We start from the raw sequence: 19,155 nt of genomic DNA, 5'->3' as shown, positions 1-19,155 counted from the left end.
GACCGCCGCGCTTTCCCCGCATGCCATGCGGGGAAAGCGTCCTTCAGCCCTCGTCCGCGAGTGACACTTACTCGATTCGGAGGGTGACAGCGGCTGCTTTCCGCGCCCCGGCATGGCACGATCGGAGAAACTACCAGCGAGTAACCTCCGGAGGCCGGTTGTGGCGCGGGAAATCTCGAGTGTGGGAGTCATCGGTCTCGGCACCATGGGCGCCGGGATCGCCGAGGTGCTCGCGAGGAGTGGCGTGTCCGTCGTCGCGGTCGAGATCGACGACGACGGCGTGCACCGGGGCCGGGGCCATCTGGAGCATTCGACCGAACGGGCGGTGTCCGGCGGCAAGCTCGACGACGGCGGCCGGACCGAGCTGCTGGGCCGGATCCGCTACACGACGTCGCTGAGCGAACTGTCCGATGTGGACCTGGTGATCGAGGCCATCCCGGAGAACCTCGAAGCGAAATCCGACGTTTTCGCCGAGCTGGACAAGATCACCGGACCGGACACGATCTTCGTGTCCAACACCTCTTCGCTGTCGATCACCGAGATCGGCGTGCACACCGCGCGGCCGGGCAAGGTCGTCGGGATGCACTTCTTCAACCCGGCGCCGATCCTCAAACTGGTCGAGATCGTCCGCACCGTGGTCACCGAACCCGACGTGATCACCGACGTCGTCGCGTTCGCCGAACGGCTCGGCAAGACACCGGTGGTGATCGGCGACCGCGCCGGGTTCATCGCGAACGCCCTGCTCTTCGGGTATCTCAACCACGCCGTGCGAATGTACGAGCAGCGCTACGCCACGCGGGAGGACCTCGACGCGGCGATGCGGTTCGGCTGTGGATATCCCATGGGGCCCTTGGCTTTGCTGGATCTCATCGGGCTGGACACCGCGTACGAGATCCTCGACACGATGTACCACCAGTCGCGCAACCGGCTGCACGCGCCCGCGCCGCTGCTCAAGCAGATGATCACCGCGGGGCTGCTCGGCCGGAAGACGGGACAGGGCTTCTACGCCTACGACGAACCCGACTCGCCGACGGTGACCGACGCGGTCACGAAGTCCACAGTGGACACCGTGACGCCGCGAGCGGTGCGCAAGGTCGGCGTCGTCGGGACCGGGACCATGGCGACCGGCATCGTCGAGGTGTTCGCGAAACGCGGTTACGAGGTCATCCTGCGGGCACGGAGCGCGGAGAAGGCCGCGGCGTCGGTCGCGCGGGTGAAGAAGTCGCTGGACAAGGCCGTCGTCAAGGGCAAGCTGTCCGAAGAGGACGCAGCCGCCGCGCTCGGCCGGATCTCGCCGGCGGTGGAGTTCGACGAATTGGCCGACGTCGACCTCGTCGTCGAAGCGGTGGCCGAGGACCTGGCCGTCAAGCAGGCCGTTTTCGCCGCGCTCGACGACGTCGTGAAGCCGGGCGCCGTCCTGGCGACGACGACGTCCTCACTGCCGGTCATCGAATGCGCGGCCGCCACCTCGCGGCCTTCGGACGTGGTCGGCGTGCACTTCTTCAACCCGGCTCCGGTGATGAAACTCGTCGAGATCGTCTCGACCATCGCCACCGCGCCCGACGTGATCGCGACCGTCGACGCCGTCTGCGGGGCGGTGGGCAAGCACCCCGTGCACTGCGGCGACCGCGCCGGGTTCATCGTCAACGCGCTGCTGTTCCCGTACCTGAACGACGCGGTGAAGATGCTCGAAGCGCACTACGCGGAGGCCGACGACATCGACACCGCGATGAAGGTGGGCTGCGGGCTGCCGATGGGACCGTTCGAACTGCTCGACGTCGTCGGGCTGGACGTCTCGCTGGCGATCCAGCGGACCCTGTACAACGAGTTCCGCGAAGAGGGCTTCGCGCCCGCGCCGCTGCTGGAGCACCTGGTGACCGCCGGTCGGCTGGGCCGGAAGACCGGGAAGGGATTCAAGGACTACTCGGCCCGCTAGTTCGCTACCTTGGGAGACATGCCGGTTTCCTCGGGGGTCAGGAAGCGGATCGCGGAGTTCCTCGATCCGGACGACGAGATCCACTACGTGTTCCCAGCCGACGTCTTCGGGAGTACCAATCCCGGCGTGTTCTTCGCGGTCACCCGCAAGACGATCACGATCATGACGACCGGACGCCTGAGCCGGAAGACGCCGAAAAGCGTCGTCTCGACGGGTCTGCGGAACCAGCGGATCGGGCCGGTCGACACCTCGACGGTCCCGTGGTTCAAGTTCAACGGCATCGACTACGAGATCGACGACGAGTACGTCCCGGTCGTCCACGCCGCCGACGCGGAAATCATGCGGGACGCGGCAAAACCTGAAGATCCGCTGCCGGACCTCTAAGCTCGCCTGGGTGCGCCAGCTGACATACGACGGGGTGCCCATCCCCGGCCTGAACGACCTGGTCCGGACGGCCATCCGGCTGCACCCCGCGCCGGGAGAGCCTCGCCCGGACGAGAGCCATTTCGGTGGCCCGCTGCTCTGGCCTGGGGAAGAGCCGTGGCCGGAATGCCCGGTGACCTGGCCGCCGGACCCGGACGCGTCCGACGACGCGTGGCGGAGCGGGCATCCGCTCGACGGCCCGGTCCCGGTGATGGTCAGCGCGGCGCAGTTCTTCCGCGACGACTTCCCGGAGCTGCCCTTCCCGGAGGGCACCGACGTCCTGCAGATCCTGTTCTGCCCGCTGGAGCACGACAGCCCGTACCACCGGGGGCCCGCGGTCCGGCTGGTCTGGCGTGATTCCGCCGAGGTCGGGGACATCGCGGTCCCGCCGCCCGCGCCCGAGGGCGCCGAAGCCGGCTTCCTGCCGGAGCAGTGCGTCTTCGAACCGTGCTCGATCGACGAGTTGCCCCGGCTCTGCGACTTCCCGCAGGAGACCCGCGCCGCGCTCGGCATCCCCGAGGGCGCGAGCGACGACCCGGAGGGCTGGCCGGAGCTGGACCACTACTCGAAGATCGGCGGCTGGACGGCCTGGTCCGGGGCCGACCGCGTCGACCTGGGCTGCCGGGAATGCGGCGCCGAACTGCGGCAGACCATCGCGCTGGCCACGGAGGAACACGAGGTCGGCTGCGGGTGCGAGGTCACCGAGGGCGAACCGGCGGGCTGGTCGTTCTTCCACCAGGGCGTGCTGAACATCTTCACCTGCCCGGCCGACGTCACGCATCCGGTCAAGGTCCGCATCGACTGATCAGGCTGGCGGGAGCAAAGGTCCCCCGCTCCAGTGCTGGAAGACCAGGTTCGTGTGCACCCTGGCGACCTCGTCGCGCGCGGTCAGTTCGTCGAGGACCAGCCGTTGCAGCTCGGTCGCCGAAGCGGTGGCGACATGCGCGAGGAAGTCGTCCGGGCCGGTCAGGTGGTAGACGGCGCGGACCTCGGGCAGCGCGAGCAGATGCCCGACGAACGAGTCGACCAGCGCCCGCCGGTGCGGGCGGACCTGGACGAACAGGAGCGCTTCGAGCGGGCGGCCGAGCTTGGCGGCGTCCACCTCCGCGCGCTGGCCGGTGATCACCCCGAGCTCGCGCAGCCGGTTGACGCGGTCGAGGCAGGTCGAGGGCGCGACGCCGACCTCGGCCGCGAGATCCTTGTTCGAGATCCGTGCGTCGTTCTGAAGAAGCCGCAGAATCCGCAGGTCGACCGTGCTCAGTTCGACAGAATCCGACATTGGCGAATGATATCCGAGGATATTGCGTGTGATTCGGAGAAAATCGCACCATCTGGGGCATGACCGCAACGCTGCGCACCCGAGCCGTCCACGCCGGCCGTGACGATCTCACGGACCTCGGCGTCCACGCCGCTCCGCTCGACCTGTCCACGACCTACCCGTCGCGGGACAGCGTCGAAGAGGCGGGCCGCATCGACGAGTTCGCCTCCACGGGTTCGCTGTCGGGGCTCCCGGTCTACGGGCGGCTGAGCAACCCGACCGTCGAGCGGTTCGAGAAGGCGCTGGCCGAACTCGAAGGGTTCGAGGACGCCGTCGCGTTCGCCACCGGCATGGCCGCGGTGTCGGCCTCGCTGCTCGCCGCCGTCGCGCAGGGCAAACGGCACGTCGTCGCCGTCCGGCCGGTCTACGGCTGCACCGACCACATGCTCACGTCCGGGCTGCTCGGCACCGAGGTGACCTGGGCGGATCCGGAAGGCGTCGCTTCGGTGCTGCGCCCCGACACCGGGCTGGTGCTGCTCGAAACCCCCGCGAACCCGACCCTGCGCGAGGTCGACATCGCCGAGATCGTGCGCGCCGCGGGCGAGGTCCCGGTGCTGGTCGACAACACCTTCGCGACTCCCGTGCTCCAGCGGCCCGGACGCCACGGGGCCCGGTTCGTGCTGCACAGCGCGACCAAGTTCCTCGGCGGCCACGGCGACGTCATGGGCGGCGTGGTCGCCTGCAACGCCGAAGACGCCGGGATGCTGCGGCAGATCCGCTTCGCCACCGGTGGCGTGCTGCACCCGCTGGCCGGGTACATGCTGCTTCGCGGTCTTTCGACACTTCCGCTGCGGGTCAACGCCGCGTCCGCCACGGCCGCCGAACTCGTCGAGCGGCTGCGCGGTCACGCGAACGTGAGCGCCGTCCACTACCCGGCCCTCGGCGGTCCGCTGATCGCGTTCGAGGTCGACGGCGATCCGCACGCGCTCATCGGCGCGGTCCGGTTGATCACCCCGGCCGTCAGCCTCGGCAGCGTGGACTCGCTCATCCAGCATCCCGCGTCGATCAGTCACCGGATCGTCGCCGAGGACGACCGGCGCGGCGCGGGCGTCACCGACCGGCTCATCCGCATGTCGGTGGGCCTGGAGGACGTCGAGGATCTGTGGCACGACCTGGATCAGGCGCTCAAGGCCTGCTGAGATCACTGCGATCGTGATCACCGGGATGTCGACAAATCTCCTGGTCTGGTTAACCTGGTCGGGTGAAAGATCTGGTCTCGTCCTGGGTGGAATCTTCGGCTCGTAGCACGCTTTCCCGGCTGCACCAGCAGATCGGGGTGGCGGGGCTGGCCGCCGCGGCGGCTCTTCCCGGGCTTTCGGCCGTCTTCGATCAGCACTCGGCGGCGGTACGGGACATCCTCGCGGCCGGGGTCGAAGGTTCGGCGGCGGTCGCCGGGGTGGTGCTGCTCGCCGGCTACACGCGCGGGCTGCTCGACGAGGCGAAGGCCAAGGGCTGGACGTTCCGCGCCCCGGCCGATCTGACCGCCTGGAACAGCAGCGACTGGCTGACCGCGCGCCTGGTCGGCGTGTGCTCGCTGGCCGCCACGATGGACGAGCAGCGGACCCGGCCGACCGGGAACGGGTAGGGCGGCCGGACGCCCCACCCGCTCCCGTGGAAGGTCAGCGGTACTCCGGCGGAGGGGGCATTGACCCACCGGGGGGCCGCTGGCCGGGATCCTGGTGCTGGGGCACCTGACCCTGGCTGGGCGGGAACTGCTGGTGCTGCGTCATCGCGTTCGGATCGGCCGCGTGATGCCCGGCGGGCACCGGCTGGGCGGTCGTCCGCTCGGTCGGCACTTCACCCGAACGGCCGGCGTCCTCACGACCGCGCTGGTATGCCTCGGCCTGCGCCTTCGCGGCGGGGATCTCGGCCTCGGCCCGGCCGAGCCAGGTCTCCCAGCGCTGCTGCATCGGCTTGATCAGGCCGCCGCCGACACCGACGACGGCGATCCCGCCGATGGTGGCGAGCACGGTGATCAGCACCGGCAGCGTGACCGCGGTGGCCACCCCGATCTGGTTCAGCGCGGCGATCGCGCCGAGGCCCCAGATGAACACCGAGGCGATGGTGGCGAGCACCTTGCCGTAGGAGACGCCGCCGAGGGCGTTGCCCACCAGGTCCTTGACCGCCTTGGCGATCGCGCCGGCGATCACCACGATGACGATCGCGACGATGGCGCGCGGCAGCCAGGCGACGATGTCGTTGAGCAGCGAGCTCACCGGGTTCGGTCCGAAGACGCCGAACGCGAATTGCAGGGCGATCAGCAGGATCGCGTAGTAGACGATCTTGCTGATGATGCTCGACGCGTCGAACTGGCTCCGCGCGAGCATCTGCTTGAAGCCCCCGCGTTCGAGGAGCCGGTTGAACCCGACCTTCTCCAGCACCATGCTCACGGCCTTGGAGATCGCCTTGGCGATCAGCCAGCCGATGAACAGGATGACCAGGAACGCGAGCAGTTTCGGGACGAAGGTGGCGACCGAACTCCAGGCGCTGGACACGCCTTGACCGAAATCGACGGCCGCCAGTGCTGATGTGGCCACTGGACGTTCTCCCTTCCCACCACTGGAGCTTCCAGACTGGTGGGAAGGGGGTACCCGCCAAACGGGCTATCACACGTTACGTCACTCGGTCGAGTGGTCAGCTGCAGCAGCCGCCCCCGCAGCAGCCACCGCCACCGGCGGGAACGGGCGCAGGACCGGACGCCGACCCGGTCAGCGCGACGGTCGTCAGCAGCTTGACGGTGTCCTGGTGGCCCTCCGGGCACTGCGCGGGCGCACCGGACTCGCTCATCGGCCGCAGCAGTTCGAAGGTCCCGGCGCATTCGCGGCAGCGGTAGGCGTAAGTCGGCATGCCCGGCATTATCCCATCTCCTTTTCGTGCCCGGGATGGCAAGCTGGCCGGGTGGAACTGCCTGTCGCGGCGCATGTGCCGCACCTCGGCCAAGTCGTCCCGTCCGTGCTTTCCGCCCTCGGCGCCACCGAGTTCGCCAACACGCTGAGCCTTGTCGAGGCCTCCAGCGCCTGTGTCCTGCTCATCGACGGTCTCGGCTGGGAACTGCTGGCCGAACACGCCACCGACGCTCCCGTGCTCACGCAACTGGCGAAGTCGCCGCTGCGGGTCGGTTTCCCGGCGACGACGGCCGCCGGTCTCGGCGCGATCGGCACGGGGCTGGCCTCGGGGGAGCACGGCCTGGTCGGCTACAGCTTCGAGGTGCCGGGCGCCGGTGTCCTGAACGCGCTGCGCTGGAGCAGTCATGTGGACGGCGGGGATCTCCGCGGCGCGTTGCCGCCGCGCGAGGTGCAGCCGCTGCCGACGACGTTCGAGCGCGCGGCGGCCGCCGGGATCACGACCAGCGTGGTGTCTTCGGCGAAGTTCGCCGACACCGCGCTGACCCGCGCGACCCAGTCCGGCGCTCGCTACATCGGCGTCCACGCGCTCGGTGACCTGGCCGCCTGCGTCCTGCACTGCCTCGAAGCGAGGCCGGCGTTCTGCTGGGGCTATCACAGCGAACTCGACATGCTGGGGCACATCTACGGCCCGGGTTCGTCACCGTGGCGGATGCAGCTGCGGCACGTCGACAGGCTGGTCGAGTCCATCGTGGACGGTCTTCCGTCCGGCGCGCTCCTCGCCGTCGTGGCCGACCACGGCATGGTGACCGTCGAGGGCGCGCTCGACATCGACGAAACCCCCGCGCTGCTCGGTGGCGTCCGGGCGATCGGGGGCGAGGTCCGGGCGCGGCACGTCTACAGCGAACCGGGCGCGGAAGCCGACGTCCTGGCGGCCTGGCGCGAGGTGATCGGTGACCGGGCGTGGACCCTCTCGCGCGACGAGGCCGTCGAGGCGGGATGGTTCGGACCGGTCGCCGATCGGGTCCGGCCGCGCATCGGCGACGTCGTCGTGGCGTCGAAGGGGCGTTTCGGGCTGGTGCGGGAACTGGCCGAGGCCGTCGAGTCCTCCCTGGTCGGTCAGCACGGCTCGCTGACTCCGGCCGAACAACTCGTCCCCCTGGTCCTCGCTCGCGGCTGACCCCGCGTTTCGTCCCCTGAATGCGGTCCTTGCGCGTGCAACTACCGCATTCAGAGGACGAAACGCGTCAGGTGGGTTTCCGGGCCGAGAAGCTCACGGAGCGCTTCGGGACGTGGTCGACCTTGATGCCGGTGAATCCGGCGTCGGTGAGCCGGGGCCAGACCGAGACCGGGTCGAGCGCGTTCATCGTGTCGCCGATGTGGAGGAGCCGGAACGGCAAGCTCTCCAGGCTGTCCATGGCGCGCAGGACTCCGCCGGGACGGAGCACGCGGAACGCCTCGGCGAAGATCGCGTCCTGCAAGGCCGTCGTCGGCACGTGGTGCAGCATCGTGAAGCAGACGACCGATGAGAACTCGCCGTCCTCGAAGGGCATCGCGGCGCCGTCGCCCTGGACGATCCGGACCCGGCCGTCGAACTCCCGCTTCAGCAGCTCCGCCGACGCCTCGTCGATCTCGATGGCGGTGAGCCGGGGGACGAGCCCGACGAGCGCCCGGGTGGTCGCGCCGAAGCCGGGGCCGATCTCCAGCACGGAGTCGCCGAGGTCGTATCCGGCGACGTTGCCCGGCATCTCGGCGGCGACGGCTTTCGCCCACAGCGCGGAACTGCACAGTTTGCGGTGCACCAGGTTCATCGGCATGAATCCGAAGCTAACGGTGACCGGTAGGCGATAGGCTGCCAAGTGATGTCGAGTATCGGACTCCTGCCGCCGATGCCGACGGCGATGGTGCTCGGCGAGATGGACCTGCCCGCGGGCACGTGGCTTCCCTGGCACGAGCACGACGGCCACCAGCTCGCCTGGGCGGCGCGCGGGATCCTGAGCGTGAACGTCGGCGATCGGCACTGGGTACTGCCGCCGACGCGGGCGCTGTGGATCCCCGCCGGTGTCGTCCACCGGACCGGTGCCACCGCGCAGACCGTGCTGCGCGGGATCTACGCCGCGCAGGACCGGTGCCCGGTGCACTGGCCCGCGCCGACGCTCGTCGCCGTCCGCCCGCTGCTGCGGGAACTGCTGGAGCACCTCGGCGCGGCCGACCTCGCCGACGACGCGCGCCGCCGGGCCGAGGCCGTCGCCTTCGACCTGCTCGAACCGGTGGACGTCGTGCCGATCGCCGTGCCGATGCCGTCCGACGAACGGGCGCTGACCGTCGCGCGGGCGGTGATCGCCGATCCGGCGGACCGCCGCGGCCTCGCGGATTTCGCGCACGGCGCGGGGGCGAGCGAGCGCACGCTCGCGCGGCTGTTCCTCACCGAGTGCCGGACGACGTTCGGCGCGTGGCGGGTGCAGGCCCGGTTACGCGCGTCGCTGCCGCTGCTGGCCGAGGGGCTGCCGCTGACCGCGGTCTCCCGCCGGATCGGCTACTCCTCGCCGAGCGCGTTCGTCGTCGCCTTCCGCCGGGCGGTCGGGGTGACGCCGGGCGCCTACTTCGACGGCTGAACCAGGCCTCCGGTTACGGTTTCTGGGTGCCTCGACGTAATCGGCCCGACCGCGGTGGACGACCGGACCTCGGCGCGTCCACCGGCTGGGCGCGTTCGGAATCGGCCACCGACGGGGAATGGCTGGTCCGGACGGTGCCCGGCGCGCAGGCCACCAAGGACTATCGCTGTCCCGGCTGCGACCACGAGATCCGGCCGGGGATCCCGCATCTGGTCGTCTGGCCCGCCGACGACACCGGCGGGGTCGCCGACCGCCGCCATTGGCACAAGCCGTGCTGGGAAGCGCGGTCCCGGCGCCGCCCGGGCCGCTGGTGATCGCCGAAGGTTCAGCGCCGCAGGTGCAGTGAAGGTGCTCCCTCGTATTCCTCCTCCGTGTGGATCTTGAAGCCGAGCCGCTCGGCGACCCGGACCGACGGTTCGTTGGACACCATGATGTTGGCGATCACCGGGACCTCGGGGAGCTCCCGCTCGGCCCACTCGACGACGGCCGCCGCCATCTCCGTCGCGTAGCCCTTGCCCCAGGTGAACGGCCAGAAGCGATACGCGAGGTTCAGCACGCGCTCGCCGTTCCATTCGTGATACCGGACGCCGCCGAAGCCGAGGATCACCTCGGGATCGTCCAAAGCGGACACCGTGAGATAGCCGAATCCGTGTTCGGCCCACTGCTTCAGCCAGGCGTCGTATAGCTCGTTCGCACCCTCGACGGTGTGCGGAACCGGGTTGAACTTGTTCGTCTCCGGATCGGCCTGCAGCGCGACGATGTTCTCGCGGTCCGCCTCGCGCAGCCGCCGCAGCAGCAACCTCTCCGTCTTGATGTCTGTCAGCACGGATCTGACGGTAGCGCGGGGGTGCGACAGAATTATCGCCATGAAGGATCTCCCGCTGGTACTGCTGCACGCCTTCCCCGTCGACGCCCGCATGTGGGACGGGGTGCGAGCGCCTCTCGGCGAACGCCTGCGGCTGATCACCCCCGACCAGCGCGGCCTCGGCCGCAGCCCGCTGCCGGAGACCGACCGGGAGCCGAACCTGGACGACGCCGCCCGCGACGTCGTGGCGCTGCTCGACCGGCTCGGCCTGGACAAGGTCGTCCTCGGCGGCTGCTCGATGGGCGGCTATCTGACGATGGCGGTGCTGCGCCTCGCCCCGGAACGTGTGGGCGGCCTCGTGTTCATCGACACGAAGGCGACGGCGGACACCCCCGAGGCCGTGCAGGGCCGGTACGACGTCGCGGCCCGGGTCGAGGCGGAAGGCGCCGGGTGGATGCCCGAGGCCGTCACGCCCGGCCTGCTCGCCGGGAAAGCCGCACCGGAAGTCGTGGAGCGGCTTCGCGAACTGATCACGACACAGCCGGCGGCGGGGATCGCGTGGGCGGCGCGCGCGATGGCGACCCGGCCCGATTCGCTCGAAACGCTGCGCTCTGCGGACGTGCCGGCACTGGTCGTGGTCGGCGAAGAGGACGGCCTGACCCCGGTGGAAGCGGCGAACACGCTGGTGGAAGCGCTGCCGGACGCGACCTTGGTGGTGCTGCCCGAAGCGGGACATCTGACGCCGCTGGAGGATCCTGCCGGAGTCGTCGAGGCGATCTTGGGCTGGTACCCCGCGTAAGAAACGTTTCCCCTTGCCCCTTCCAAGGTATAGCGGACAGGGGGACTTGCGGCAAGCCCCCATTCCCGGTCCACAATTTCCGCCTTCACGTATTTGCCGAAGGGGGATTCCCATGCGTGTACTCCTGTCCACTATCGGGACGAGGGGTGAAGTGCAGCCGCTGGTCGCGCTGGCTGTGCGATTGCGGGAACTAGGCCAGGAGGTCCGGCTCTGCGCGCCGCCGGATTTCCGGGACTGGGCCGAAGGTCTCGGGATCTCCTTCGCCCCGCTGGGGCCGGAACTCCGGTCGACGGCGAAGCCGGATTCCGCGATGACCAAGGCGATGGCCACCCCCGAGGGGCGGCGCCAGATGGCCGAGGCCATGGTCGTCGACCAGTTCGAGACGATGCCGGAGGCGGCCGAGGGATGCGACGCCGTCGTCGCGGGAATGGCGTTGAACATCGCCGCCCATTCGGTGGCCGAGCGAAAAGGCATTCCCTATTTCTTCACCGCCTACTGCCCGATAACGCTGCCTTCCCTGCACCATCGTCCGCCCGTTTTCACGGGATGGGCGCCGAAGAATCCCGACGCCGCCATACCGGCGTTGTGGGCCGACGACGCGGAACGGTGGAACGAGCAGTGGGGCGGCGTGCTCGGCGCGCGGCGGAAACTGCTCGGCCTGCCGCCGGTCGACGACGTCCGAGGGCACATCTTCACCGAGGCGCCGTGGCTGGCCGCCGATCCGGTGCTGGCGCCGTGGCGGGGACCGTCCGCCCTGGACGTGCACCAGACCGGCGCCTGGATCCTGCCGGACCACAGTCCGCTGTCCCCGGAACTGGAGGCGTTCCTCGACGACGGGGAACCGCCGGTCTACTTCGGCTTCGGGAGCATCCGCGCGCCCGAGGAGATCGAGAAGGCGATGATCGAGGCGGCGAGGGCGCACGGACGGCGGGCGATCGTGTTCCGCGGCTGGACCGGGCTGGCGCTGATCGACGACGAACCCGACTGCCTCGCGATCGGGGACGTCAACCAGCAGGCGCTCTTCCCCCGTGTCGCGGCGGTCGTGCACCACGGCGGCGCCGGGACGACCACGGCGGCGACCCGGGCGGGGGTGCCGCAAGTGCTCGTTCCGCAGATGTTCGACCAGCCCTACTTCGCGCAGCGCGTCCGTGACCTCGGGGTGGGGACCTCGATCACGGGGGAGCCGTCGGCCGAGGCGCTGACGCTCGCTTTGGAGGAGGTGCTCCGGCCCGACGTCGCTTCGCGCGCCGCTCAAGTCGGAGGTGAGGTGCGGACCGACGGTGTCGATGTGGCCGCGAAGTTGCTGATCTCCCGCAGTTGTTGAGGGGAGGGCAAGGTGTCCTGTCGGATGCCAAGTCCGTGAAGGCCTCCTTGAGGGACTCTGGGTCCCTCAAGGAGGCCTTCACGGACCGGTGTTCGGCAGTGATCAGCGAGGTGAAGGGGCTTTTCCCTCATTGCACGAGAGGAAAGTCCCCTTTGCCGTGGGGCTTGCGGTCCTCGTGGGCGGCGAAGTCCCCCAAGCGTTGCGAAAGCCACTTTCGCAACCTTCAACGTTGCGAAAGTGGCTTTCGCAACACCCGAAGTCGGCGTACGGGCAAGCGACTGAACACGCCACCTTCGACTTACCTCTCAATAGTCCTCTGAACGCGGTGGTTCACGGTCAGGGCGAACCCGTGACTCGCGTGCTTGAACCCGGAACTCACGTGACTGGACGCCGCACTCGGGTGTTCCGTGTCTGATCACGCGAGTCACGTGTCTGATCACGCGAGTTACGGGTTCGGGCACGCGAGTCACGACCACCGGTAGCGCGCCAGGGCCGCTTCGGCCTCTCCGCGCCGCTCCGGGAACCGCTGCGCGATCACGAACCGCCAGGGGATCTCGAACAACCGTCGCAGCGCGATGAACGGCTCCAGCGACTCGGGCGCGACCTCCGCCGGGTACGCGTCCAAAGTGGCGCGCCCGGCCTCGGCGTAGAGCACGCCGAGGTCCCAGCCGAGCGGTCCGCGCCAGGTGTCCTCGAAGTCCAGCCAGCACGGCCCGGCCGCCGTCGCGACGACGTTCCCCCGATGGGCGTCTCCGTGCAGCGGCCGGGCGTCGTCCGTCGGCAGGGCGGCCGCGACCCGTTCGAGTTCTTCGTACAGCCGGGGCGCGGCGTCGCCCAATAGTGAGCCGTTCCGGTCGAGCAGGGTCCGCAGTTCACGGACCGGTCCGAGTTCGGGCAGCTCGCCGGGGTAGTCCGCGAGCGCGTCGTGCACCCGGGCGAGCGAAACCGCCACCTCGGACGGCGACAGGGTGTGCCCCGGCTCGTGCGGCGTGTAATGCCAGAGAGTGACCGGAAGGCCGCCGGCGAAATGCGGTCCGGCCGGGGGATCCGTGGTGGGTGAGACGACGAGCACATCACGTTCCGTGAGGTACCTGGACAGCTCGACGTCGCGCGCGAGCCAGTCCACAGGGGAGGGACGGGCGAACCGCGTCGTGCCCGGCACCCGCGCCACCACCGGACCCAGTCTCACCAGCACGTTCGACTTGAAATGCACGACATCGGGAGCAGCTGTCGGGAGCCCGAACCGGTCACCGACAGCGATGGCCGCGGCCACTCCCTCGCGTGTGTAGCGGTCGGTCACGGTGCGATCTTGCCAGCCGGTGCGCGCGACGGTGGGTAGTGAGGGCTACGATCCCCACTAGCCGCCGAAATGGGTCCCGAACCCGGCCGACGGCAGAACATTGACCACCACAAGGTTTGAGTGTTGGAGGCAGGAGTGACGGCCGTAGCCCCCAAGCCGATCGCCACGCGCCCGTATCCCGCGCGCGAGTCGGTTAAGGGTTCGTACCTGCTGCGGTTGTTCCGCACGACGGACCACAAGCAAATCGGCATCATGTACCTGGTCACGTCGTTCGCCTTCTTCATGGTGGGCGGCGCGATGGCGATGCTGATCCGCTCCGAGCTGGCGCGTCCCGGGCAGCAGTTCCTTTCGCAGGAGCAGTACAACCAGCTGTTCACGATGCACGGCACGATCATGCTGCTGCTGTACGCGACGCCGATCCTCTTCGGATTCGCGAACTTCGTGCTGCCGCTGCAGATCGGTTCGCCCGACGTGGCCTTCCCGCGGCTGAACGCGTTCTCGTACTGGCTGTACCTCTTCGGCGGCCTGATCGTGATGTCCGGCTTCCTGACCCCGGGTGGCGCCGCCGACTTCGGCTGGTTCGCCTACACCCCGCTGTCGGACGCCATCCACTCGCCCGGCGTCGGCGCCGACCTGTGGATCTCCGGTCTGGTCGTGTCGGGTCTCGGCACCATCCTCGGTGGCGTCAACATGATCACCACGGTGGTCTGCCTGCGCGCCCCGGGTATGACGATGTACCGGATGCCGATCTTCACCTGGAACATCCTGGTCACCAGCATCCTGATCCTGCTGGCGTTCCCGATCCTGACCGCGGCGCTGATGGGCCTGCTGGCGGACCGGCATCTCGGGGCGCATGTGTTCGACCCCGCGAACGGCGGCGTGATCCTCTGGCAACACCTCTTCTGGTTCTTCGGCCATCCAGAGGTCTATATCGTGGCCCTACCGTTCTTCGGGATCGTGTCTGAGATCTTCCCGGTCTTCAGCCGCAAGCCGATCTTCGGGTACAAGGGCCTGGTCTGGGCGACGCTGGCGATCGCCGCGCTCTCGGTGGCCGTGTGGGCGCACCACATGTACGCGACCGGCGCCGTGCTGCTGCCGTTCTTCTCCTTCATGACCTTCCTGATCGCGGTCCCGACCGGCGTGAAGTTCTTCAACTGGATCGGCACGATGTGGAAGGGCCAGCTGTCCTTCGAGACGCCGATGATCTTCTCGATGGGCTTCATCGTCACGTTCCTCTTCGGCGGTCTGACCGGCATCATGCTGGCCGCGCCGGCGATCGACTTCCACGTGTCGGACAGCTACTTCGTCGTCGCGCACTTCCACTACGTGCTCTACGGCACGATCGTGTTCGCCACGTTCGCCGGGATCTACTTCTGGTTCCCGAAGATCACCGGCCGCATGATGGACGAGAAGCTCGGCAAGTGGCACTTCTGGACCACGTTCATCGGCTTCCACGCGACGTTCCTCGTGCAGCACTGGCTGGGTGCCGAGGGCATGCCGCGCCGGTACGCGGACTACCTGCAGTCCGACGGGTTCACGACGCTGAACACGATCTCCACGATCGGCGCGTACATCCTCGGTGCCTCGACGCTGCCGTTCATCTGGAACGTCTTCAAGAGCTACCGGTACGGCGAGATCGTCACGGTGGACGACCCGTGGGGCTACGGCAACTCGCTCGAATGGGCGACGTCCTGCCCGCCGCCGCGGCACAACTTCACCGAGCTGCCCCGGATCCGGTCCGAGCGGCCGGCGTTCGAGCTGCACTACCCGCATATGGTCGAGCGCATCCACAAGGAGGGTGAGATCGGCTTCTTCGGGAAGCAGAAGGTCAACACCCACCGGGCGCCGTCCCAGGTGCTCACCGAGGCGGCCATGCCGGGTGACCACTCCAAGGACAACTCCAGCGAGAAGTGACCCGATAAGCGGAAATGGCGCGTGCCCTGCCTCACACCGAGGCAAGGCACGCGCCTTTTTCGTGTCCGGCTAAGGAAGACTGACGCCCGTGACGCAGACACCAGTTCTCATCACCACCACCGGTCCTGACAAGCCGGGCGTGTCCTCGGTGCTGTTCGCCGTGCTGTCGCGCCACGACGTCGACGTCCTCGACGTCGAGCAGGTGGTCATCCGCGGCCAGCTGGTGCTCGGCGTGCTGGCCGGGGTGTACCGCGACCCCGAGGGCCTGCAGGAGTACGTCGAGCAGGCGATGGCGTCGGTCGGCATGCAGGTCGAGGTCAAGATCGGTTCGGCCATCGGCGCCGACCCGTTCGCCATCGGCCAGAAGGACTCGACGCATGTCCTGCTGATGCTCGGCCGCCCGGTGACCGCGCGGGCCTTCTCCGACGTCGCGCGCCGCCTCGCCGCGCTGGACGTCAACATCGACTCGATCCGCAGTGTCGCCGACTACCCGGTGACCGGGCTGGAGCTGTACGCCTCGCTCGCCCAGGACACCCCGGAGGCCGACGCCGCGCTGCGCACCGCGCTGGCCGACGCCGCCGTCGAAGCCGGGATCGACATCTCGGTCGAGCGGGCCGGGCTCGCCCGCCGCGCCAAGCGCCTGGTCGTCTTCGACGTCGATTCCACGCTCATCCAGGGCGAGGTCATCGAGATGCTCGGCGCGCACGCCGGCGTCGAACCGCAGGTCCGCGAGATCACCGAGGCCGCGATGCGCGGCGAGCTGAACTTCGGCGAGTCGCTGGAGCGCCGGGTCGCGCTGCTCGAAGGGCTCCCGGAAACGGTGCTCGACGAGGTCGCCGCGTCGATCGAACTCACCCCGGGCGCGCGCACGACCATCCGCACGCTGAAGCGGATGGGATTCCGCTGCGGGGTCGTTTCGGGCGGGTTCACCAAGATCATCCAGTCCCTCGTGGACGACCTCGGCCTCGACTTCGCCGCCGCGAACGAGCTCGAAGTGGTCGACGGCAAGCTGACCGGCCGGGTGGTCGGGGAGGTCGTCGACCGCGCGGGCAAGGCGAAGGCGCTTCGCCGCTTCGCCGATGAGTACGAGATCTCGCTGCAGCAGTGCGTCGCGGTCGGCGACGGGGCGAACGACATCGACATGTTGTCGGTCGCCGGGATGGGCGTCGCCTTCAACGCGAAGCCCGCGCTGCGCGAGGTCGCCGACACCGCGCTTTCGCATCCGTACCTCGACGCCGTGCTGTTCCTGCTCGGGGTCACCAGGGCCGAGATCGAGGCGGCCGACGCGGCCGACGGTCTCGAGCTTTCCCGGCCATGAGCGTCCTGGACCCGCTGGCCGCGCGCTACGCGTACTGGCTGGGCCTGCCCGCCGAGGACACGGTGGACACCTCCGACGAGGACCCCGCCGAGGTCCGCGCCATGCCGGTGATCCTGCGGATGGAACGCGCCGAACCGCCGTCGCGGACCGCGTTGCTGGAGGCCGCCGCGGCGGCCGCGGTCGCGGTCTGCCTCGACGATCGCGCCGCGCCCGAGGGTGACTGGCACGAGCCGCTCAAGGCGTGGGTCGACGGCCGGATCCGCAAGGTGGCCCGGCGGGCCCGCGGCGCGCACTGGCAGGCGGTCCAGGAGCTGCCGGGTATCACGATCGAGGTCGACGGCGCCGAGGCCAGGGCGTTGGTCCCCGGCCGCGTCGTCGATACGCCGAAAGAGGTGTCGCGGCTCCAGATCTCCGGGAGCGAGCTCCCGGCCGACGAGCCGGGCCCCGCACCGGCCGGACTTCCTCGCTTGCTGCTGAACCCCGAGGTCACGATGACCGTCGGCAAGGGCTCCGCGCAGGTCGGGCACGCGACGATGATCCTGGCTTCGCTGCTGGACGAGGCCGAACGGGCGGCCTGGGCCGAGACCGGGTTCCGGTGCTCGGTGCGGACCCCGCCGGTCGCGACCTGGAAGGCGTTGTGCCCGGTCGAGGATCCCGAGGGCTCGTGGCGCCGTGACGGCGTCGTCGCGGTCCGGGACGCCGGATTCACCGAAGTCGATCCCGGAACAGTCACGGTCCTGGCTCAACGGGCCTGACCTTTTATACTCCCCGCATGGGTGACCGGCTGATTGCCGGGCGCTATCGCTTGGAGGAGCGGATCGGCGCCGGGGGGATGGGCGTCGTCTGGCGTGCCACCGACCAGGACCTGGGCCGGGTCGTCGCGCTCAAGCGTTCGCAGGCCGGGGACAGCGGCCAGATCCGGCGTGAGGCGCGGATCGGCGCGGGTCTGCATCACCCGAACGTGGTCACCGTGTTCGACGCCGTGATCGACGGTGACGACCGCTGGCTCGTCATGGAGTACCTGCCGTCGCGCAGCCTCGCCGACATCATCGACGCCGAAGGGCCGCTTTCCCCCGGCAAGGTGGCGAAGATCGGCGTCCAGCTCGCCTCGGCGCTCGCGGCCATGCACGAGAAGGGCATGGTCCACCGCGACCTCAAACCGGGCAACGTCCTGGTGGCCGAGGACGGCACCGCCAAACTCACCGACCTCGGCATCGCGCAGTGGGCCGAGGTCACCCGCACCGGCGGCGGCCTCGACGTCGGGACCCCCGGCTACGTCGCGCCCGAGATGGCCGAAGGGCAGCAGGCGGGGGCCGCCGCGGACGTGTTCTCGCTCGGCGCGACGCTGTTCACCGCCGTCGAGGGCACCTCGGTGTGGGGTGACGCGAGTGTGGGGCCGTTCGTCCAGCTCCGGCGCGCGACCTCGTACACCCTGGAGCCGATCCGCCGGGCGGGACCGCTGGCGTCGGTGCTGACCGAGCTGCTGAGGCGCAAACCCGCCGGACGGCCGGACGCCGTCCGCGCCACCGAACTGCTGTCCGAGATCGCGGACGTCGGCGTGCCCGCGCGGTCGCGAAGGTTCCGGGTGACCAGGCGGGCCGTCGTGATCGGAGCCGTCGCGGCCGCGCTGCTGCTGGCCGGTGGCCTGATCTACGTCACGAGGGAACCGGAGTCGATGGCGGCCGCCACGACGCCGATGGATTCGGTCGGCGACCCGCGAACGGCGGATCCGTGCGCGCTGGTGGACCCGTCCGTGGTGAAGCGGTTCGGGACGCCTCAGCTGGACACCGCCGACGGCACCTTCAACTCCTGCGGCATCCTGCTGCGGATGAGCCCCGACGACGGGGACATCGTCGACATCCGGCTCGAACTGACGATTCCGGGGTCACCGATGCTGGAGAAGCCGGCCCCCGGGAGCCTGATCGTGCGCGAGTTGCCGAGCGACACCGAGGAGAAGTGCCAGCGGGCCATCCCGCTGCCGGACGGCAACCAGGTCTGGGTGCACGCCCGGCACATCCAGAACTGGCACGCGCACCTGTGCGACTTCGTCGACCCGGTCGCCGCGCACGCGGTGGCCGTGCTGAACCGGGAGCCGCTCAAGCGCCGTCCCGCGCCCTTCCCCGCCGGGACACTCGGGAGTCTCGACGCCTGCGTGCTGGGCGAAAACCTGTCGCAGGCGGTCGTCGGCGGTCCGGCCACACCGGATCCGGTCTTCGGCAACTGGGAGTGCTACTGGAACCACCGGGAGACGGAGGTGACGATCCGGTTCGAACGCGAGTGGGCGCCGTTCGAGGACGACGGCAGGCGCGTCGCTCTCGGATCGCGGGAAGCCTTCGTCGAAGTCTCGTCCGAGTGGAAGGCTTGCCAGGCGGAGATCCCGCACCGGACGTTCACCGGTGACGGCCGTGCCATGATCGAGACGGTGGAGATCTACGTTTCGGACAAGGTCAAGCGGCCGGAGGAGATGTGCCCGGCCGCGGAACGGCTCGCCGGCGAGATCGCCCCCAGGCTGCCGCCACTCTGAAAGGAGTAGCGGAGCAGGGACGTTTGTTCGGAAGGT

At 69.4% G+C, this 19,155-nt stretch carries 20 protein-coding genes; 14 read left to right on the top strand and 6 right to left on the bottom strand.

Annotation, left to right across the window (positions count from 1 at the left end):
* The first annotated feature begins 160 nt into the window (after positions 1 to 160).
* From B0293_RS27225 to B0293_RS27215, 3 genes are read left to right on the top strand one after another with little or no spacing between them, the layout of a single operon-like run.
* Entirely contained in the window at positions 161 to 1,936 is a 1,776-nt protein-coding gene (locus B0293_RS27225; protein ID WP_039919440.1) for a 3-hydroxyacyl-CoA dehydrogenase family protein, read from the top strand.
* 18 nt (positions 1,937 to 1,954) lie between these two features.
* On the top strand, positions 1,955 to 2,320 hold the full coding sequence (locus B0293_RS27220) for a hypothetical protein (RefSeq protein ID WP_005165607.1): 366 nt from the start codon (positions 1,955 to 1,957) through the stop codon (positions 2,318 to 2,320).
* A gap of 10 nt (positions 2,321 to 2,330) precedes the next feature.
* Positions 2,331 to 3,164 carry a YwqG family protein gene (locus tag B0293_RS27215; protein ID WP_039919441.1) on the top strand — a complete coding sequence of 278 codons (834 nt, stop codon included), beginning with the start codon at positions 2,331 to 2,333 and terminating at the stop codon, positions 3,162 to 3,164.
* Here the strand turns inward: B0293_RS27215 and B0293_RS27210 are convergent, their stop codons facing one another.
* Entirely contained in the window at positions 3,165 to 3,638 is a 474-nt protein-coding gene (locus B0293_RS27210) for an Lrp/AsnC family transcriptional regulator (RefSeq protein WP_005165609.1), read from the bottom strand.
* A 59-nt stretch (positions 3,639 to 3,697) separates the two neighbouring features.
* Here B0293_RS27210 and B0293_RS27205 point away from each other — a divergent pair, with 59 nt between their 5' ends.
* Positions 3,698 to 4,816 carry a trans-sulfuration enzyme family protein gene (locus tag B0293_RS27205; protein WP_005165611.1) on the top strand — a complete coding sequence of 373 codons (1,119 nt, stop codon included), beginning with the start codon at positions 3,698 to 3,700 and terminating at the stop codon, positions 4,814 to 4,816.
* Between the two features lie 62 nt (positions 4,817 to 4,878).
* Positions 4,879 to 5,262 carry a DUF6401 family natural product biosynthesis protein gene (locus tag B0293_RS27200; protein WP_005165613.1) on the top strand — a complete coding sequence of 128 codons (384 nt, stop codon included), beginning with the start codon at positions 4,879 to 4,881 and terminating at the stop codon, positions 5,260 to 5,262.
* Between the two features lie 34 nt (positions 5,263 to 5,296).
* On the opposite strand, the gene B0293_RS27195 is transcribed toward B0293_RS27200, so the two are convergent.
* Positions 5,297 to 6,214 carry a mechanosensitive ion channel family protein gene (locus B0293_RS27195; protein WP_005165615.1) on the bottom strand — a complete coding sequence of 306 codons (918 nt, stop codon included), beginning with the start codon at positions 6,212 to 6,214 and terminating at the stop codon, positions 5,297 to 5,299.
* 97 nt (positions 6,215 to 6,311) lie between these two features.
* Positions 6,312 to 6,524, bottom strand: coding sequence for an FmdB family zinc ribbon protein (locus B0293_RS27190; protein ID WP_039919455.1), 213 nt, complete (start codon positions 6,522 to 6,524; stop codon positions 6,312 to 6,314).
* 51 nt (positions 6,525 to 6,575) lie between these two features.
* Here B0293_RS27190 and B0293_RS27185 point away from each other — a divergent pair, with 51 nt between their 5' ends.
* Entirely contained in the window at positions 6,576 to 7,700 is a 1,125-nt protein-coding gene (locus B0293_RS27185) for an alkaline phosphatase family protein (protein WP_005165617.1), read from the top strand.
* Positions 7,701 to 7,767: 67 nt separating this feature from the next.
* Here B0293_RS27185 and B0293_RS27180 read toward each other — a convergent pair whose 3' ends face one another.
* Positions 7,768 to 8,331 carry a class I SAM-dependent methyltransferase gene (locus B0293_RS27180; RefSeq protein WP_005165619.1) on the bottom strand — a complete coding sequence of 188 codons (564 nt, stop codon included), beginning with the start codon at positions 8,329 to 8,331 and terminating at the stop codon, positions 7,768 to 7,770.
* 51 nt (positions 8,332 to 8,382) lie between these two features.
* Here B0293_RS27180 and B0293_RS27175 point away from each other — a divergent pair, with 51 nt between their 5' ends.
* Both B0293_RS27175 and B0293_RS27170 read left to right on the top strand, forming a co-directional pair.
* On the top strand, positions 8,383 to 9,135 hold the full coding sequence (locus tag B0293_RS27175) for an AraC family transcriptional regulator (RefSeq protein ID WP_245192088.1): 753 nt from the start codon (positions 8,383 to 8,385) through the stop codon (positions 9,133 to 9,135).
* Positions 9,136 to 9,161: 26 nt separating this feature from the next.
* A complete protein-coding gene (locus tag B0293_RS27170; protein ID WP_005165622.1) occupies positions 9,162 to 9,449 on the top strand; it encodes a hypothetical protein in 288 nt (95 codons plus the stop codon).
* An 11-nt stretch (positions 9,450 to 9,460) separates the two neighbouring features.
* Here the strand turns inward: B0293_RS27170 and B0293_RS27165 are convergent, their stop codons facing one another.
* A complete protein-coding gene (locus B0293_RS27165; RefSeq protein WP_077241396.1) occupies positions 9,461 to 9,961 on the bottom strand; it encodes a GNAT family N-acetyltransferase in 501 nt (166 codons plus the stop codon).
* 40 nt (positions 9,962 to 10,001) lie between these two features.
* On the opposite strand from B0293_RS27165, the gene B0293_RS27160 reads away from it, so the two are divergent.
* Complete coding sequence (locus B0293_RS27160; protein ID WP_005165627.1) at positions 10,002 to 10,739, top strand: alpha/beta fold hydrolase; 738 nt, start codon at positions 10,002 to 10,004, stop codon at positions 10,737 to 10,739.
* 112 nt (positions 10,740 to 10,851) lie between these two features.
* A complete protein-coding gene (locus B0293_RS27155; protein ID WP_039919443.1) occupies positions 10,852 to 12,063 on the top strand; it encodes a glycosyltransferase in 1,212 nt (403 codons plus the stop codon).
* Between the two features lie 466 nt (positions 12,064 to 12,529).
* Here B0293_RS27155 and B0293_RS27150 read toward each other — a convergent pair whose 3' ends face one another.
* Complete coding sequence (locus B0293_RS27150; RefSeq protein ID WP_039919444.1) at positions 12,530 to 13,363, bottom strand: phosphotransferase; 834 nt, start codon at positions 13,361 to 13,363, stop codon at positions 12,530 to 12,532.
* Between the two features lie 135 nt (positions 13,364 to 13,498).
* On the opposite strand from B0293_RS27150, the gene ctaD reads away from it, so the two are divergent.
* From ctaD to B0293_RS27130, 4 genes are all read left to right on the top strand, one after another.
* Positions 13,499 to 15,277: an aa3-type cytochrome oxidase subunit I gene (gene ctaD / locus B0293_RS27145; protein WP_005165634.1), complete on the top strand. Its 1,779-nt coding sequence runs from the start codon at positions 13,499 to 13,501 to the stop codon at positions 15,275 to 15,277.
* Positions 15,278 to 15,365: 88 nt separating this feature from the next.
* On the top strand, positions 15,366 to 16,595 hold the full coding sequence (gene serB, locus B0293_RS27140; RefSeq protein ID WP_005165636.1) for a phosphoserine phosphatase SerB: 1,230 nt from the start codon (positions 15,366 to 15,368) through the stop codon (positions 16,593 to 16,595).
* Positions 16,592 to 17,350, top strand: a complete 759-nt coding sequence (locus tag B0293_RS27135; protein ID WP_005165638.1) for a peptidyl-tRNA hydrolase — start codon at positions 16,592 to 16,594, stop codon at positions 17,348 to 17,350. The genes serB and B0293_RS27135 overlap by 4 nt, the downstream gene beginning before the upstream one ends.
* A gap of 17 nt (positions 17,351 to 17,367) precedes the next feature.
* Entirely contained in the window at positions 17,368 to 19,119 is a 1,752-nt protein-coding gene (locus B0293_RS27130) for a serine/threonine-protein kinase (protein ID WP_039919445.1), read from the top strand.
* Positions 19,120 to 19,155 lie beyond the last annotated feature (36 nt).

Source organism: Amycolatopsis azurea DSM 43854 (genome assembly GCF_001995215.1).
Lineage (GTDB): Bacteria > Actinomycetota > Actinomycetes > Mycobacteriales > Pseudonocardiaceae > Amycolatopsis > Amycolatopsis azurea.
Note: the sequence above shows the minus strand (reverse complement) of the source record. Positions and strands in the feature narration are given on the sequence as shown.